At 61.6% G+C, this 17,051-nt stretch carries 13 protein-coding genes; 7 read left to right on the forward strand and 6 right to left on the reverse strand.

From position 1 onward, the window contains the following. Positions 1-123 precede the first annotated feature (123 nt). Positions 124-1,368, forward strand: a complete 1,245-nt coding sequence (locus K9B32_RS04575) for an aromatic ring-hydroxylating oxygenase subunit alpha (RefSeq protein WP_007793249.1) — start codon at positions 124-126, stop codon at positions 1,366-1,368. 66 nt (positions 1,369-1,434) lie between these two features. Here the strand turns inward: K9B32_RS04575 and K9B32_RS04580 are convergent, their stop codons facing one another. Next, the gene (locus K9B32_RS04580) at positions 1,435-2,424 is read right to left on the reverse strand and encodes a glycoside hydrolase family 25 protein (protein WP_224560745.1); all 990 of its coding nucleotides are present in this window, start codon (positions 2,422-2,424) and stop codon (positions 1,435-1,437) included. Positions 2,425-2,578: 154 nt separating this feature from the next. Here K9B32_RS04580 and K9B32_RS04585 point away from each other — a divergent pair, with 154 nt between their 5' ends. Continuing rightward, positions 2,579-3,100 carry a BA14K family protein gene (locus K9B32_RS04585; RefSeq protein WP_224560746.1) on the forward strand — a complete coding sequence of 174 codons (522 nt, stop codon included), beginning with the start codon at positions 2,579-2,581 and terminating at the stop codon, positions 3,098-3,100. A gap of 48 nt (positions 3,101-3,148) precedes the next feature. On the opposite strand, the gene K9B32_RS04590 is transcribed toward K9B32_RS04585, so the two are convergent. Further along, on the reverse strand, positions 3,149-4,144 hold the full coding sequence (locus tag K9B32_RS04590; RefSeq protein ID WP_224560747.1) for a transporter: 996 nt from the start codon (positions 4,142-4,144) through the stop codon (positions 3,149-3,151). 216 nt (positions 4,145-4,360) lie between these two features. Here K9B32_RS04590 and K9B32_RS04595 point away from each other — a divergent pair, with 216 nt between their 5' ends. From K9B32_RS04595 to K9B32_RS04610, 4 genes are all read left to right on the forward strand, one after another. Beyond that, positions 4,361-6,139: an acyl-CoA dehydrogenase gene (locus K9B32_RS04595; RefSeq protein WP_224560748.1), complete on the forward strand. Its 1,779-nt coding sequence runs from the start codon at positions 4,361-4,363 to the stop codon at positions 6,137-6,139. Positions 6,140-6,148: 9 nt separating this feature from the next. Next, positions 6,149-6,901 (forward strand): crotonase/enoyl-CoA hydratase family protein, encoded by a 753-nt coding sequence (locus K9B32_RS04600; RefSeq protein ID WP_224560749.1) that lies wholly within the window; start codon positions 6,149-6,151, stop codon positions 6,899-6,901. A 195-nt stretch (positions 6,902-7,096) separates the two neighbouring features. Next, complete coding sequence (locus tag K9B32_RS04605) at positions 7,097-9,184, forward strand: methyl-accepting chemotaxis protein (protein WP_318013313.1); 2,088 nt, start codon at positions 7,097-7,099, stop codon at positions 9,182-9,184. A 292-nt stretch (positions 9,185-9,476) separates the two neighbouring features. Beyond that, the gene (locus K9B32_RS04610) at positions 9,477-11,297 is read left to right on the forward strand and encodes a methyl-accepting chemotaxis protein (protein ID WP_224560750.1); all 1,821 of its coding nucleotides are present in this window, start codon (positions 9,477-9,479) and stop codon (positions 11,295-11,297) included. Positions 11,298-11,432: 135 nt separating this feature from the next. Here K9B32_RS04610 and K9B32_RS04615 read toward each other — a convergent pair whose 3' ends face one another. From K9B32_RS04615 to K9B32_RS04625, 3 genes are read right to left on the reverse strand one after another with little or no spacing between them, the layout of a single operon-like run. Then, positions 11,433-11,825 (reverse strand): VOC family protein, encoded by a 393-nt coding sequence (locus K9B32_RS04615; protein WP_224560751.1) that lies wholly within the window; start codon positions 11,823-11,825, stop codon positions 11,433-11,435. Positions 11,826-11,879: 54 nt separating this feature from the next. Next, entirely contained in the window at positions 11,880-13,130 is a 1,251-nt protein-coding gene (locus tag K9B32_RS04620) for a class I SAM-dependent RNA methyltransferase (RefSeq protein ID WP_224560752.1), read from the reverse strand. Next, a complete protein-coding gene (locus K9B32_RS04625) occupies positions 13,127-13,873 on the reverse strand; it encodes a TlyA family RNA methyltransferase (RefSeq protein ID WP_224560753.1) in 747 nt (248 codons plus the stop codon). The genes K9B32_RS04620 and K9B32_RS04625 overlap by 4 nt, the downstream gene beginning before the upstream one ends. A gap of 276 nt (positions 13,874-14,149) precedes the next feature. Here K9B32_RS04625 and K9B32_RS04630 point away from each other — a divergent pair, with 276 nt between their 5' ends. After that, positions 14,150-16,090, forward strand: coding sequence for a methyl-accepting chemotaxis protein (locus tag K9B32_RS04630; protein WP_224560754.1), 1,941 nt, complete (start codon positions 14,150-14,152; stop codon positions 16,088-16,090). 93 nt (positions 16,091-16,183) lie between these two features. Here K9B32_RS04630 and K9B32_RS04635 read toward each other — a convergent pair whose 3' ends face one another. Then, positions 16,184-17,017: an MFS transporter gene (locus K9B32_RS04635; RefSeq protein WP_224560845.1), complete on the reverse strand. Its 834-nt coding sequence runs from the start codon at positions 17,015-17,017 to the stop codon at positions 16,184-16,186. Positions 17,018-17,051 lie beyond the last annotated feature (34 nt).

Here is a 17,051-nt window from a genome sequence, read left to right on the forward strand (position 1 = left end):
AAACGCCGCGCGCCTGCGGTGTTTAAATGTCTTTCAAGAAAGTCTCCTGACGGAGAGGGAGCGAAGCTTCCGGCGGCTTTCGCCTTCGATCAAGCGGCGGCCCCACCATACGAGGATATGCAGATGGATATTCGCAGCAACGTATTGCGGCAACTCAAGACCCGGCGGGAAGGCTTCAGTCTCGAGCAGCCCTTCTATATCGACGAGGATTACTTCAAGCTCGATATGGAAATGATCTACTATCGCGATTGGCTGTTCATGGGCCATGACTGCGAGTTGCCGAAGCCAGGAGCCTATTTCACCGTTCAGATCGGCGACTATCCTGTTGTCATCGTTCGCGGCCGCGACAACGTCATCCGCGCCTTCCACAACAGCTGTCGCCATCGCGGTTCGCGCGTCTGCACGAAGGAGCACGGTTCCTCGGTTCGCCTCGTCTGCCCCTATCACCAGTGGGCCTACGATCTCGATGGCAAGCTCGCCTTCGCTCGCCACATGGGCGATGATTTCGACAAGAGCGGCTATGGCCTGAAGCCGGTTCATTGCGAGAGCTTCGGTGGCTACATCTTCATCTGTCTCGCCCAGAACGCGCCGGATTTCCAGCCAGTGCGCGACATGGTGGCTCCTTACATGCTGCCACATCATTTGAGCGAGGCAAAGGTCGCCTTCCAGAGCACGATCATCGAAAAGGGCAACTGGAAGCTCGTCTGGGAAAACAACCGCGAATGCTATCACTGTGCGGCCAATCATCCCGAGCTTTGCCGTACTTACCCGGAAGCGCCGAGCGTCACGGGCACGGACGGTGGTGCCGACGATCCCGAGATCGCCGGTCACTGGTCGCGCTGCGAGGCGGCCGGACTGCCCAGCAAGTTCCAGATTTCTCCGGATGGCCAGTTCCGCACGGCCCGCATGCCTTTGATCGAGGATGCCGAGAGCTACACCATGTCCGGCAAGCGCGCCGTCAAGCGGCCTCTTTCGGAGGACGTGACGATCGATCGCATCGGTACGATGCTGCTGTTCCACTACCCGACGACCTGGAACCACATTCTCGGCGACCACGCGATCTCCTTCCGCGTGCTGCCGCTCAGCGCTAACGAAACGGCGGTTACGACCAAGTGGCTTGTGCACAAGGATGCCGTCGAGGGCGTCGACTACGATCTGGCCGAGCTCACCCACGTCTGGACCGAAACCAACGATCAGGATCGCCGTATCGTCGAAGAGAACGCTTTCGGCATCCATTCGCCGGCCTACGAGCCTGGCCCTTATTCGATGCTGCACGAGGGCGGCGTCATGCAGTTCCTCGAATGGTATTCACACTTCATGGTCAATCGCCTGCAGGGCGATCAGGCGAAGCTCTCAGTCGTCGCCTGATCCAAAGGACTCCCTCCCAAGTGGCCCCGCTCTCTGAGAGGCGGGGTCTTTTTTGAGGAGGGCTCCTCAGAAGTCGCGGCGGGTACGGGCCACTTCGCTCTGCGGTATCGAGGAGGTGACGATAGGGTCCGGTGCAATGGCGGCGGTGTCCATGGCAGACTTTCCCCGCGGCTCCATCTCGATCTTGGCAAGGATGAGCGGCGGATCGGGCTCGCGCGCAGGCAGGAGGTTGCCGCGTGCCCATATCTTTGCGAGTGCCGCCCGGCTCATCGGCGCGACGTTGACATCGATATCGGTCAGTGTGCCCGGCACGCGGTAGGGGCAGCGCCGCTTGCTGCAGTTCGTTCCGGACGAGAACTGCCACATCAGGTAGTTGTCCCAGTTTCCCATCGGGAACACGCCCTTCACGTCGGGCTTGTATCGCGCATACCAGATCGGCAGGCGTGCCAGCACCGGATAGTCGTTGCGGTAGGCGGCGATGTAACGGGCAGTGTTGTGATTGGTGTAAAGAACCGGATAGCGTCCGGTTCTCGCCCTGATATGGCCTGCGAAAATCTGCGCGTCCTCCAGCGACATGAACTGTTGCGGATCGATGCCCTCCAGGTCGAGGACCATCATCTCGTCGTCCTTGGGGTCGGCATAATCGAGGAAATGGTTGGCTTGGTCGACCGGATTGCCCGGCCGTGCAAGGTGATAGGAGCCCCACAGCAGGCCGGCCCCCCGGGCAACGAGCCGTCGCGTCTGAAAGAGCTCGCGGCTCACCGCATATTTGCGCCACATGGTCTTGCAATGCGCAACCGTGTCCCCGGCATGATCGCCGGTGCAGGAGAAGCTTTCCGGAAGTCCGTCGGAGGCCTTCGAGATAAAGGCGGAGATACGCTTGTCGGAAAGCAGCGAATCCCAATCGATCCTGTTCAGTTCATAGGCGTCGACGACGAGCGCGTTGTTGGGGTTCTTCCAGGGAAGGATGTCAGTGGCCGCAGCCGGAGTCGGAGCCCCCACGACAAGCGCCGGAACCACCAGGCGAAGCAGAAGATTTCTCCAGGATCGCTTCATGGAATGAGCGTGGTGAAAGGCGGTTAATGTCCAGTTAATCCGCGATCGCTTAAAAACGGAAAGTCGCATCAACGGCATGAAAACGGATCATTGGAACGGTTTCATAGCCTTCGCGTTATCATGCGCGCGTATTCGTACTGGGAACGGAGATTCCGTGAGTGGATTTTTTAAGAAGATAGCGATTGCCGCCATATCGTTCGTGACGCTCGCCAGTGGCCTGGTGCCTTCGCAGGCAATGCAGATGCCGGCTTTGCCGCAGGTCGAAAAGTCTGGTGACGTCCAGGACGTGCAGTATTGCCGCGGCCCCTATTGCCGCCCCGGCTTTCGCCCGGGATACCGGCCGGGCTACTATCCCGGTTATCGCCCGGGTTATTATCCAAGGTATCGCCCAGCCTACCGGCCTGGCTGGTATGGCGGCTACCGCGGCTATCCCTATTACCGAAACGGCTACCGCTACTCCAACGGATACTGGTTCCCGCTGGCTGCCTTCGGTGCCGCCGCAGTGATCGGCGGCGCGATCGCCTCGCAGCCAACCTATGTCGCTCCTCTGGCGGCTCCGCTTGCCTCGAGCCACGTGGCCTGGTGCGAAGCGCGCTACCGCTCCTATCGCGTCTACGACAACACCTTCCAGCCGTACAACGGCCCGCGCCAGCAGTGCATTTCACCGTACTACTGAATGAAACAGGCTTGTCGCAAGGCCCGGCATCAATGCCGGGCTTTGCGTTCACAGAATACGAACGCGCTTCAGCAGCCACCATGCCAACAGGATCGAAGCGATGATGAGGGCGAACGCGTATTCCGTCCCTCCGCTGCCTTCGGCAAAGGGCAGGTTCGTCGTGTTCATGCCGAAGAAACCCGTCACCAGCGTCGGCGGCAGCAGGAAGGCCGTCATGATCGACAGAATGTAGAGGTGCCGGTTGGTCTCGGAGGACAGCTTCGAGTCGATTTCTTCGTGCAGCAGGCGCGCGCGATCCTGCAGGGCATAAATATCGTGGTCGACCGTTTCGAGACGGCTTGTAAGACGCCCTGCGACGTCCTCGAAGCCGAACGGCATTTCGTCGTCGTGCGACGCCGCGGCCCGGCGCATCAGGGCGAGAACCGTTCTCAGGTGCCTGTGGAGCCTGACGACCGTGCGCCGGACCGGCGCCAGCCGCCGGCGTTCGTCACGCGGCGTGTTGTCGTAGACGAAATCCTCGATAACGTTGAGTTCATCCGTCATCTCCATGACGATCGAGAGGAGCGTGCGCTGGAATTCGATTACTAGGGTCTCAAACAGGTCGACGGGACGTTCGAACTTTGTCGGGTTCTTCTCGACCAGCGCCCGAGCGCGCTCGATGCTGCGCAGCGGCTGCAGGCGCGTGGTGATGATGAAGCGATCGGATATCGCAAAATGCAGCCAGCCGAGGTCAGCCGTCTCGTGATCGAACTCGCGCTGACAATCCACGAGCGTGCCGTAGAGCATCTGTTCGTCGACGGTGATCGCGGCATGCGTGTCGCGCGTTATCAACGCCGCCTTGGCATCGTCGTTCAGGCCCTCGATCGTATCGAGCAGGCCGGGAACGCGGGCATCGGCGAGATTGAGGTGCAGCCAGTAGAAGCCGCCGCCGCTCGTGAGTTCCGCCTGCGGCGCGCTGTTTGCAAGGCGTGTCGCCCTGCCGCCATCCGGCGGAAAGCGGTAGGCCCACACGAGTCCCGGTATGTTGGCAGGCAAGGTATCCATGGTGCGCCGGTCCTCTTGCGATGGCGGTCTATCTCCTTAGCGATTGTCTATGACGGTTGTTTGTGCAAGTGCGTAACAGTGCAGACAGCCCCTTAATCCCCGCGCATAGCCACCGGAAAGTTTGAAATTGACGTTTACGTAAAAATCAATTAGCTCTGCCCACGGAGAGGTCGAGGGGCGTTTCGCTTGGCGGCCAGGGATGCGAGGAGATCATTGATGTACAAGGCGCCCGTCGAAGAGATTTCGTTTACACTGAAGCATGTGGCCGGCTTGGGCAGTGCAATCGAGGCCGGTTTACTTGGCGATCTCGGCGAAGATCTCGTTGACGCCATCCTTCACGAAGCAGGGCGGTTCGCCACGGATGAAGTGGCACCGCTCGCCGAAATCGGCGACCGCCAGGGCTCGCGCCTCGTCGATGGCAAGGTGGTAACGCCGGATGGTTGGCGCGAGCTCTATCAGAACTGGATTGCCGGCGGCTGGAACGGCCTGATCGCACCTGAGGAGTTCGGCGGGCAGGGGCTGCCCCACATGCTGAACGTCGCGGCGCTCGAGATGTGGAATTCCGGATCGATGGCATTCGCGCTCTGCCCGACACTCACCATGGGCGCGATCGAGGCCATCAGCAGCCATGCTTCGGACGAACTCAAGAGTACATACCTTGCAAAGCTCGTTTCCGGTGAATGGACCGGCACGATGAACCTGACGGAGCCGCATGCCGGCTCCGACCTCGGTGTGCTCAAGACCCGCGCGGAGCGTCGGGGCGATGGCACCTACCGCGTCTTCGGCCAGAAAATCTTCATCACTTGGGGTGAACACGACGCCGCCGACAACATCGTTCACCTGGTGCTCGCGCGCCTGCCGGATGCACCGGCCGGAACGCGGGGCATCTCGCTGTTCCTCGTGCCGAAGTTCCTTGTCAATCCGGACGGATCTCTCGGCGCCCGCAACGATCTGTTTGCCCATTCGCTGGAGCACAAGCTCGGCATCCACGGCTCGCCGACCTGCACCATGATCTATGGCGACGGCAAGTTTGGTGAAGAGAAGGGCGCGATCGGCTGGCTGGTCGGCGAGGAAAACAAGGGCCTCGCCTGCATGTTCACGATGATGAACAACGCCAGGCTTGCCGTCGGGATGCAGGGCGTGGCAATCGCCGAGGCGGCGACGCAGAAGGCGATTGCTTATGCGAAGGAGCGTACTCAGGGTAAGGCGCCGGGCTGGACGGGTGGCGGTATGAGCCCGATCATCGAACATCCTGATGTCACCCGTATGCTCGTGACGATGAAGGCGCTGACACAGGGTGCCCGCGCGATTTCCTACGCCTGCGCGCACGCCATCGACATGTCGCATCGCGCGACCGACGCCAAGCCGCACTGGCAGGAGCGCGCTGCGCTGCTGACACCGATCGCCAAGTCCTTTTCCACCGATGTTGGAGTCGACGTGGCTTCGCTCGGCATTCAGGTGCACGGCGGCATGGGCTTCATCGAGGAAACCGGAGCTGCGCGCTACCTACGCGATGCACGTATCGCGCCGATCTACGAAGGCACCAACGGCATCCAGGCGATCGACCTTGTCACCCGCAAGCTGACGCTTTCCAACGGCGAGCAGGTACACGGGCTCATTGCCGAGCTGAAGCAGATTGCCGACCAGGTCCGCCACTCCAACCTCGAAGGCTTTGGTGCGACCGCAAACCGGCTCGACGCAGCCACAACCGACCTCAGCGAAGCGACGGACTGGTTGCTGGCGCAGCTGCGCGATGGCAAGACGGCCGAGGCTTTGGCCGGTGCAACACCCTATCAGCGCCTCTTCGGCCTTGTCCTGACCGGTTGCTACCTTGCCAAGGGCGGGCTCGCGCAGTCGCCGGATGGTGGCTCCGAGAAGCGCATCGCACTCTGCCGCTTTGCCGCGGAGAATTTTCTTTCCGAAGTTGCTGCGCTGAAAGACAGCGTCATCAGTGGCGCCGCAAGTCTTGCAGCCGCCAAAATCGTTCTCGCCTGAGGAACCATCATGACAGAGCACGTCATCGTCGAGCAGGATGCAGCCCACCCCGGTATCCAGATCATCCGCTTCAACAGGCCGGAAAAGAAGAATGCCATCACCCGGGCGATGTATCGGACGATGGCGGACGCGCTGATCGCCGCCAACGGCGACACGGAGATCCGGGCAACGGCCTTTCTCGGCACCGAAGGCTGCTTTTCCGCAGGCAACGACCTGGGTGATTTCCTGGCCGCCGCCATGGGTGGCGCCATGCCGCGGGAGATCGTTGAGTTCCTTTATGCCCTGGTGGGCTCCGAAAAGCCGATCGTCTCCGGCGTCGACGGGCTGGCGATCGGTATCGGAACCACCATGCACATGCATTGCGATCTAACCCTTGCTTCCGCGCGCAGCCAGTTCCGCACACCGTTCGTCGATCTGGCGCTCGTTCCGGAAGCGGGATCCAGCCTGCTTGCGCCGCGCATCATGGGTCACCAGCGCGCCTTCGCGTTGTTGGCAGCGGGCGAGGGCTTCTCTGGCGAGGAAGCACGGGAGGCGGGACTTGTCTGGAAGGTCTGCGCGCCCGACGAGGTCGAAGCCACGACACTGGCGGCCGCCGCCAAACTCGCGGCCAAACCGCCGGAAGCGCTGAAGATCGCGCGCAACCTGATCCGCGGCGACCGCGATGAGATCATTGCCCGCATCGATGATGAGGCACGCCACTTCTTCGATCGCCTGCACAGCGCCGAAGCGAGGGCAGCCTTCGAAGCTTTCATGCGGCGCTGACGTTGGAAATATTTGAATTTTGTTAAATTTTAAGCCTGTTTTAAATACCCCTCTAATATTAGGGGCGTGACGGCGCGCAGATGTCGCAGCTGTCCGGGCGCATGAGGCGCTTTGTTCAGCTTTGCCCATCGCCTGCGCATCGAGTAGCCCGCGTTTCGTCAAGTACGGCGCGGACCGCTCCCGAAAGGAAAATCCTTGAAAAAGAAGACGAACTTGATGACGCGCATCCTCGTTGCTGCGTCTGCCGTTGTTCTCGCGGCCTTTGCCGCCTTCTCCCACTACATCAATTCCGTCGAGCGGAGCACCGCGACCGCCGCGATCGAAGCCAACATCAGCTCCTCCGGTGAGCAGGCAGCCAACAGCCTGGCCAACTGGATGAACGGGCGTGTGACGCTGACAGCGATGGTCGCCAATGCCATCGGCCGTGCCACGGATCAGAAAGGCGTCGAAGCCGTGCTTCAGAATGATGTTCTGACCAGCCAGTTCGTCAGCACCTATTTCGGCGACGAGCAGGGCGTCTTCACCATGTGGCCGAAACTGCCGATGCCTGACGGCTATGATCCGCGCAAGCGCCCTTGGTATCAGGACGCCGTCAAGGCCAACGCGGCCGTCATGACCGAACCATATGTCGATGCGTCGAGCGGCGATCTCATCATCAGCTCGGCTGTCCCCGTCAGCCACACCGGCAAGCTGGCAGGCGTTGTCGGTAGCGACTTCTCGCTGAAGACCATGGTCGACATGATCAAGAAGATTGATCTCGGCGGCAAAGGCACCGCCTTCCTCGTCAGCAAGAGCGGGCAGATTCTGATCCATCCGGACGCGAAGCTGGTGACGAAGACGCTCGCCGACGCTTTCCCGGTTGAGACGCCGGCGATCAAGGCAGGACTGGCCCCAACCGAGTTCGCCGGTAAGGATGTCTTCGTCAGCTTCATGCCGGTTGCCGGTCTGCCCTCGGTCGAGTGGTATCTCGGTTTCGTCGTCGACAGCGATGTCGCCTTCGCCTCTTTGAACGAATTCCGCATTGCCGCAACGATTGCCACGATCCTCGCGGTCGGTCTGATGATCGCCGCTATGGCCTGGCTGCTGCACGGCCTAGTGATCCGCCCGGTGACCGACATGACGGCAGCAATGCAAAAGCTCGCCGCTGGCGATCTCTCGGTCGCCATTCCCGGCGAACAGCGCCGTGACCAGATCGGTTCGATGGCCGAGGCCGTTGCCGTCTTCAAGAAGAACGCGATCGATCGCGAGCGTCTGGAGGGCGAAGCGGAAACCCGCCGCACACTGACCGAGCGCGAGGGCCGGGAACGCGAGCAGCAGAAGAATCGCGAAGCAGCGGAAATCCGCGATGCAGTCGACGCGCTTGCCAGCGCCCTAGGCGCGCTGTCGGACGGCAACCTTGCGCATCGCATCGAGACGCCATTTGCACCACACCTCGACCGCCTTCGCAATGACTTTAACACGGCCGTCACCAAGCTCCACGGTGCCCTGCATGCCGTCGGCAACAACGCTCATGCCATCGATGCCGGCGCCAGCGAAATCCGCACCGCCGCGGATGGCCTTGCGCGCCGCACCGAGCAACAGGCAGCCTCGGTCGAGGAAACGGCCGCTGCGTTGGAGGAGATCACGACAACGGTTAAGGACACAGCTCGCCGCGCCGAGGAAGCCGGCAATCTCGTTTCCCGCACGCGCAATGGCGCCGAGGAGTCCGGCAACATCGTTCGCAAGGCTGTTTCGGCGATGACCGAGATCGAGCAGTCGTCGCAGAAGATCGCCAACATCATCGGTGTCATCGATGATATCGCCTTCCAGACCAACCTGTTGGCGCTGAACGCCGGCGTCGAAGCAGCCCGTGCAGGTGAAGCCGGCAAGGGATTTGCTGTCGTGGCTCAGGAAGTACGCGAACTGGCACAGCGTTCGGCTAAGGCAGCCAAGGAAATCGAAAGCCTGATCACCGCCTCGAACGATCAAGTTCGCTCCGGCGTGACGCTCGTCGGCGACACCGGCAAGGCGCTGGAGACGATCGTCGGCCAGGTCCAGGAAATCAACCGCCACGTCGATGCGATCGTCACGGCAACCCGCGAGCAGTCGACCGGACTGGCCGAGATCAACACGGCCGTCAACACGATGGACCAGGGCACGCAGCAGAATGCCGCCATGGTCGAGGAACAGACGGCGGCAAGCCACGGGCTGGCGCAGGAGGCCGCGAAGCTGATGCAGCTGCTTGGCCAGTTCAACCTCCAAGCAGCATCCCAGGCTGCGGCGTACAGTCGTCGCGCCGCCTGATAGATTTAAGTCCTGTGGAATCAGAACGCTCGCGCTCGTCGCGGGCGTTTTCGTTGGGAGGCTGCGACTGCAAGGGAAAGCGCTTGCCGCGTCGTGGAGGCGGCGACCAGCGATGATTAAAAAATATTACTTTTAATCAAATCTTACGGATCTCCGTCTCTAGTGAGATCCAATGCATGACGCAGGACGGATATCGTCCGTACCGTTTCCCGATATCACCAAGGCGAGTGACGCGCAGGCGATCGATCCTGATCGGTTGGGCCTTGTCACTTTGGCCGTATGAGACCGCCCCATGTCCAAACTGAAGATAAAAACGCTCCTTCCGCTTCTCTTCCTGTCGCTTGTTGTCATTGCCTTGGTACAGGGTGCGATCGCGGCCTTCTCGCTGACCAATCTGGAAGCCAATACCCGGCAGATCGGCGTGCAGAACATTCCGAACACCGAGCGGCTCCACGCGATCGTCACGACGCTGAACGACGTTCGCCGCAGCTACGCCGACTATCTCCTTGCAACGGGCAAGACGGATTTCCGCAACGCCGAGACGACACTGAAGGCCCGCCGCCAGCGTCTCACCACGGCGATTGACGCCTTCGATAAGCAGCCGAAGAGCGACTACATGAACCAGAATTTCGGTCGGCTGCAGAAGGCGCTGGCCAACGATGCGGCACTTGCCGACAAGATCATCGCGCTGGCACTCGACAGCAAGCGCAGCCAGGCGAATATCCTCTATCGCGGCGAACTCTCGATGTCCGCCAACAACATCCAGACCCTCGTCGACGGAATGCTGGCAAAGGATCGCCAGTCGACGGATGCGGCGCTTGCCGCCGCAGCCGGCAACTACAGCGCAGGCGTCCTGTCGATCGTCGGTGGCCTCGTCGTCGCGCTTGCCGTCGCCGTCGCCGCCGCCTTCCTCGCGTGGAAGCGCATCTCGCTGCCGATCTCGACGATCGCCGCCCGCATGGCCCGTCTGGCAGACGGCGATCTCGACACCGCCGTCCCCTATGCCGGGCGCAAGGATGAGATCGGCGACATGGCGGCGGCCGTCGCAGTCTTCCGCGACAACTCCTTCGCGCGCCTCGATCTCGAGCGCAACGTCGAGCATACCCGTGAACAGGCTCAGCAAGAGCGCGCCCGCAACGAAGCCTCGAAGGCCCGTGAAGCCGCAGAAATCCAGCATGTCGTGGATGCGCTTGCCGAAGCGCTGGGCGCGCTCTCGCAAGGCGACCTTGCACGGACGATCGAGACACCTTTTGCCGATCACCTCGATCGGCTGCGCAGTGATTTCAATGCCTCCGTCGCCAAGTTGCGGACCGTCCTCCAGGAGGTCGGCGACAACGCGCATGCGATCGACGCAGGCGCGGGAGAGATCCGCACGGCCACAGACGGCCTTGCGCGCCGCACCGAACAGCAGGCGGCCTCCATCGAGGAAACGGCAGCAGCACTTGAAGAGATCACAACGACAGTCAAGGACACGGCGCGTCGCGCTGAGGAGGCCGGCAATCTCGTTTCCCGCACGCGCAATGGCGCCGAAGAGTCCGGCAACATCGTTCGCAAGGCTGTTTCGGCGATGACCGAGATCGAGCAGTCGTCGCAGAAGATCGCCAACATCATCGGTGTCATCGATGATATCGCCTTCCAGACCAACCTGTTGGCGCTGAACGCCGGCGTCGAAGCAGCCCGTGCAGGTGAAGCCGGCAAGGGATTTGCTGTCGTGGCTCAGGAAGTACGCGAACTGGCACAGCGTTCGGCTAAGGCAGCCAAGGAAATCGAAAGCCTGATCACCGCCTCGAACGATCAAGTTCGCTCCGGCGTGACGCTCGTCGGCGACACCGGCAAGGCGCTGGAGACGATCGTCGGCCAGGTCCAGGAAATCAACCGCCACGTCGATGCGATCGTCACGGCAACCCGCGAGCAGTCGACCGGACTGGCCGAGATCAACACGGCCGTCAACACGATGGACCAGGGCACGCAGCAGAATGCCGCCATGGTCGAGGAACAGACGGCGGCAAGCCACGGGCTGGCGCAGGAGGCCGCGAAGCTGATGCAGCTGCTTGGCCAGTTCAACCTCCAAGCAGCATCCCAGGCTGCGGCGTACAGTCGTCGCGCCGCCTGAGGCAAGCAAAGCTCGTAACGAAAAGGCCCGCACGCGGGCCTTTAACTGACTCTGGAATACCCAAATCAGGGACTCGCGACGGAAGTAGTCGTGAAGTTTCCAGAGTCGGCGATCTTACTGCGAAGATCAGGACCTCTACGAATGGCTCGGAGGTCCAAGATTCTGAGGCTCCCCGATTTCGATCGCATGCCTGTCAGGGTCATAAAAACGGAACACCCTTTGCCCCCATGTTTGCCGTTCGACAGGATGGATCAGCTCGACATGCGGTGCGATGCTTTCGAAGGCCGCATCGACATCCTCATGTTCAAAATACAAAAGCAGATTTCTCCGCCCATAGGGTTCTTCAGTGACAGGCGGTTGCCGCCAGATCGTTTGTTCAAGCGACATTCCATCGTGGATCGCAAAGCCAGTCTCGAAAAGCACGAAGTTTCCGAAGTCCTCCAAAATCTGCAGGCCAAGTGTCTTGCGGTAAAATTCCTTGGAGCGATTTATGTCGCGGACGAAAGGGATGGGATTGATAAAACGCATCGAGTTCCTTTCGAGATGCTCAAGACCGTTGAGCCTTGCTCGCAGGGCAACCTCTTATTTCTCCAGCGTCGCCACGACCTCGACATGCGGCGTCCACAGGAACTGATCGATCGGCGTCACGCTTGTGATGCCATAGCCTCCCTCGACAAGAAGAGCGAGATCGCGCGCCAGCGTCACGGGATTGCAGCTGACCGCCACAATCTTCTTGACGTTCGAGCGCGCCAATTCCTTGCACTGAAACTCAGCCCCAGCGCGCGGCGGATCGAAGACCACGGCGTCGTAGGCTTTCAGCTCCGAGGTCATCAATGGCCGGCGGAAGAGGTCCCGTTTCTCGACACTGACTGGTTTGAGGCCCTGGGTTTTGCGGGCGGCGTGATCGAGCGCCGCCAACGGCTTGTCCTCGCTCTCGACGGCATGTACCCGACCAACACGGGCGAGGCGAAGCGAAAATGTGCCGGCACCGGCGAAGAGATCGGCGATGCGCTTCGCCTTGCCGACATGCGCCAGAACGAGTTCCGCCATTGCGTCCTCTGCCGGCTTGGTCGCCTGCGTGAAACTACCGGGTGGCGGAACGACATTGACGCCGCCGAAGTCGACGATCGGCTTGGATGGTTCGACGAGGATCTCGTCGTTGAGCGAGACGCGGGCGATGCCGCGAAGGGAAAGCACAGTCTCAATCGCCTTGCGACGCTGCTGGTCGGAGAGCTTCTTGATGCCGTCGACCGCAAGATCGAGGCCGGACAGCGTCTCCAATACGGTGATGCGGAACGCTTCGGCGCTATTGGCAAGTGCTGCACCAATCGCCTTGATCGCCGGCAGCCTAGCCATGATGCCCGCCGACGAGATGGGACATTCCTCGATGGCGACGATATGGTGGCTTTCGGCTTGATTGAAGCCGATCAGCATGTCCTTCTCGGTTCGCCGTGCGGCGAAGACGACACGTCGCCGTTCGCCGGGATGAGCGGGGACGAGCTCGGCAACATCTGGCGTCAATCCTTTCGATTTCAACGCATCGACGACGAGCTGCCGCTTGAAGCGGCGGTAGGTCGCATCGTTCATGTGCTGCAGGCTGCAGCCGCCACAGGTGCCGTTCACTCCGTCCGGGCCGAAATGGCGGCAGGGCGGGTCCTGACGATCGCCTGATGGGGTCGCGATGGACATCAGCGTGCCATGGTTTTTGACGCGCGCGATGGCAACGGTTTCGCCGGGCAGGGTGAAGGGCACGTAGATCGGCGCGCCGTCTGCATGCACGATCCCGTCGCCTTGGGCGCCGAGCTTTTCGATCGTAACTGTTTGCGTGCTCAAGGTTTCGTTCCTGCGAGTAGAAATTCCTGGTTCCCGTCGCCGCCGGCGATCGGGGAGGGGATGAGGCCAAGGCTGTTCCAGTCCATATCTTCGACGAACCAACGCTCGAGCTCGGCTGCGACATCAGGCGCCGAAGACGGGTCCTTGAGAAGCCCGCCTTTGCCGATCGCATCGCGCCCGGCTTCGAACTGCGGCTTGACGAGGAGAGCAGCGATGGCTCCCTTTTCCGCAAGGTCGAGGGCAGGGGTCAACGCTAGCTTCAGCGAGATGAAGGAAACGTCAGACACAATGAAGGTGATCGGGTGCCCGATATCCTCGGCCGTCAGGTTGCGGGCGTTCAGGCCTTCGGTATTGGTCACGCGAGGATCGTTCGATATGCGCGGATGCATCTGGCCATGCCCGACATCGATCGCGGTGACGTGTGCCGCACCGCGCGCCAGAAGGACTTCCGTGAAGCCGCCGGTCGAAGCGCCGACATCGAGACAGCGATGCCCCGACGGATCGAGCTTGAAGTGATCCAGCGCGGCTGCCAGCTTCAACGCAGCGCGCGAGACATAGTCCTGCGCCGGATCGTCGATCTCGATGACGGCATCCTCGCCAAATAGTGCGCCCGCCTTCGTCACCACCTTCCCGCCGACCTTCACGGTGCCGCGCTGCACGGCATCGCGCGCCCGGGACCGGCTGGCGAAGAGACCAAGGCTGACAAGAAGCTGGTCGAGGCGTTGCGTGTTCTGATCTGACATGCGCTGTCCATGCAGGGCAAAGCCAAGCCTTGCAAGCCTTTTGTTCCTGAAACGCTTCCGTGTCTCGCTCGCGACGTTCGCCGCGTCGCACAAACTTAAGCAAATTTAAAGTCTGCCGTCATAGGGTCGGGCGGATTGCAGCGGCTCGTGAAGCTGCTTCCCGCCATGATGGCCCACCTCCCAATTTGCCGATCATGTTCCCATCCGCCGAATTTTCCGGGCATGCCTTGGCGTGCCGTTTCCCCATGGCCGCAGGCCGTCAGGAGAGATTGACTGATGTTTGTTAGAAACATGTCCTTGAATGGTAAGCTCGCTGCGACATTCGCAGTGCTGATCCTTATCTTTCTGTCCGTTTCCGCCTTTGTCTACTCGAAAGCAGGCGCCGTTTCCGCCGCGTCCGAGCAGCAGAAGAAATCCGAGCGTCTGGTCAACCAGATCGATGACGCGCTGCAGGCCATGCTCGAACAGGCGGTGAACCTGCGCGGCTTCCTGCTGTTCCGCAGCGACAGCACCTATGGTGACATCTTTGCCAACCGCGAGCGAATGCTGAAGGCGATCGCCGCTGCACGCGAAACCGCAGCCGGCAACAGTGATTTCATCCAGCAGATCGACGGTATGCAAAAGGCCGCCGATCTCTATTTCCACGAGCTTGCCGAACCGCAGTCCAAGGCTCGCAAGGAAACCGACATGCCGATCGACCAGATCGTCAAGATCGGCGTCAACGAAACAAAAGGCCAGCTCGACGGGTTCCGTCAGGCGTCCGCCAAGATCAAGGCTGCCGCGCGCGACGAGTCGAACGCGCTTGCAGCTCTGCAGGCGGATGCCGGCAGCGATCTCCGTGCCACGCTGCTGACCGGCGGCATCGCTGCCGCCTTTGCCGCCGTCCTTCTTGCCTGGATGCTGTCGCGCAGCATCGTTCGCCCGATCGTCGGCATGACCTCAGCGATGGGACGCCTTGCCGGCGGTGAGAACAACATCGACGTTCCGGCCCTGGACCGCCAGGACGAAGTCGGCCGCATGGCCCAGTCGGTTCTGGTCTTCAAGGACGCGGCGATCGAGAAGCTTCGCCTGTCCGGCGAGACAGACCGCATGCGTAGCGACGCCGAGCATCAGCGTCAGGCGAGCGACGAACAGAAGGCCCGGGAGGAAACCGAACTTCGCTTTGCCATCGAAGGCCTTGCAGGCGGTCTGTCGGATCTCGCCAACGGCAACGTCGCCGTTCGCATCACGACGCCGTTCGCATCGCAATTCGATCGCCTGCGCAGCGACTTCAACAACGCCGTCGAGAAGCTGCAGGACGCCCTCCAGTCCGTCGGCCGCAATGCTTCCGCGATCAATGCCGGCGCCGGCGAAATCCGCTCGGCTGCCGACGATCTCGCACGTCGGACCGAGCAGCAGGCAGCTGCCGTCGAGGAAACCGCAGCAGCGCTCGAGGAGGTCACAACCACCGTTCGCGACTCCGCCAAGCGGGCCGAGGATGTCGGCCAGCTGGTCGAGCGCACGCGCCTCGGCGCCGAGAAGTCCGGCGATGTCGTTCGCAAGGCCGTCTCTGCGATGCAGGAAATCGAAAAGTCCTCCGGTGAGATCAGCAATATCATCGGCGTGATCGACGACATCGCCTTCCAGACCAACCTTTTGGCGCTGAATGCCGGCGTCGAAGCGGCACGTGCCGGTGAGGCCGGCAAGGGCTTTGCCGTCGTCGCGCAGGAAGTGCGTGAGCTGGCGCAGCGCTCGGCCAACGCGGCCAAGGAGATCAAGGCGCTGATCAACACCTCGGGCACGCAGGTCAATGCAGGCGTCTCGCTCGTCGACGAAACCGGCAAGGCGCTGGCCGAGATCGTCGGCGCCGTCCAGGAGATCAACAAGCATGTCGGCGCCATCGTCACCGCAACCCGCGAGCAGTCGATCGGCCTGCAGGAGATCAACACGGCCGTCAACAACATGGACCAGGGCACGCAGCAGAATGCGGCCATGGTCGAAGAGCAGACGGCGGCCAGCCATTCGCTCGCGCAGGAGGCTGGCGCCCTCGACGATCTGCTGCGGCAGTTCAACCTCGGCAATAGCGTCGTCGCGGCAGCCCCTCGCGCCGCTCCAGCCCACCCGGCATCGCGTCCTGTCGCCTCTCCGGCTCGTGTCCTGAACAGCCGTGTCGCCAGTGCCTTCGGCGGCAAGGCAGCAACTGCCGCGGCCGTCAAGGAAGACTGGACCGAGTTCTGAGACTCGGGCCCATTTGAACGAAAAAGAAGGGCGGCCCGATCGGGCCGCCCTTTTCAATGGGGTGGGGACACTCCCGCTATCGGACCGCTCCCGCTAGGAAATTGGCTCGGCAATAGGTCGATCCAGAAAAGCCGCGTAGAGCGCTGCCAACATTGCCAGCGATGCCGATATCAGCAACGCCCAGAACAGCGCATAGACCGTCGCTGACTGCGCAACAAACACGCCGGCTATCGAGACGACAAGCGCTCCACCGGCGATCGACATCGCGGCGGCCAGCCCGGCGGCAGTGCCAGCAATTTCGGCATTCACCGAATGCACGCCGGTGTTGGCGGCAGGCATTGTCAACCCGTTGCCGATGCCGAGGATCGCGAAGACGACGACGATTGCCCTCCATCCGAACAACTCGTCAAAAAACCCGCCAAACAGTGGGCCGAGCATCGGTGCGATCGCCCATCCCATGGCCAGATAACCCAACTTGCTCGCCGCTTTGCGTTCGGCCGACGTTTCGTTGATGATGACGAGCACGATGGAAAAGCAGGTCGCTATGGACGCTTGCATCGCCCGAAACACAAGGAAGACGCCAATAGTGGTCGCGAGCGCGCAGCCAACAGACGCGGCGATGAATATCGAAATCGCAATTAATGCGACCGGCCTGCGTCCGTATCGATCCGAGATTGCGCCCGCGACAAGGTTCGTCAAGGCGGTAGCGATCGCGTAGCCGGCAACCGCGAGGTTGACGAGTGCGAAATCAGCTCGGAACGTCGCGGCAATATGCGGTAGCGACGGCAGGATCGCGTTCATCGGCAGCACGGCGATCGCCGAGAGCAGGATCAGGGTCGTCAGCCGCGGCGGGCTAGCAGTGGAAGGGACAACGGTTGTCCGGGTCGTTGGTGTGCTCGAAGTGTCAATGGGATTGTGGCCCGTCATGGCGTTGGTCTTTTCCCGTGGGAGATGGTGAAAG

It is taken from the genome of Rhizobium sp. 3T7 (assembly GCF_020166565.1).
Classification (GTDB): Bacteria; Pseudomonadota; Alphaproteobacteria; order Rhizobiales; family Rhizobiaceae; genus Rhizobium.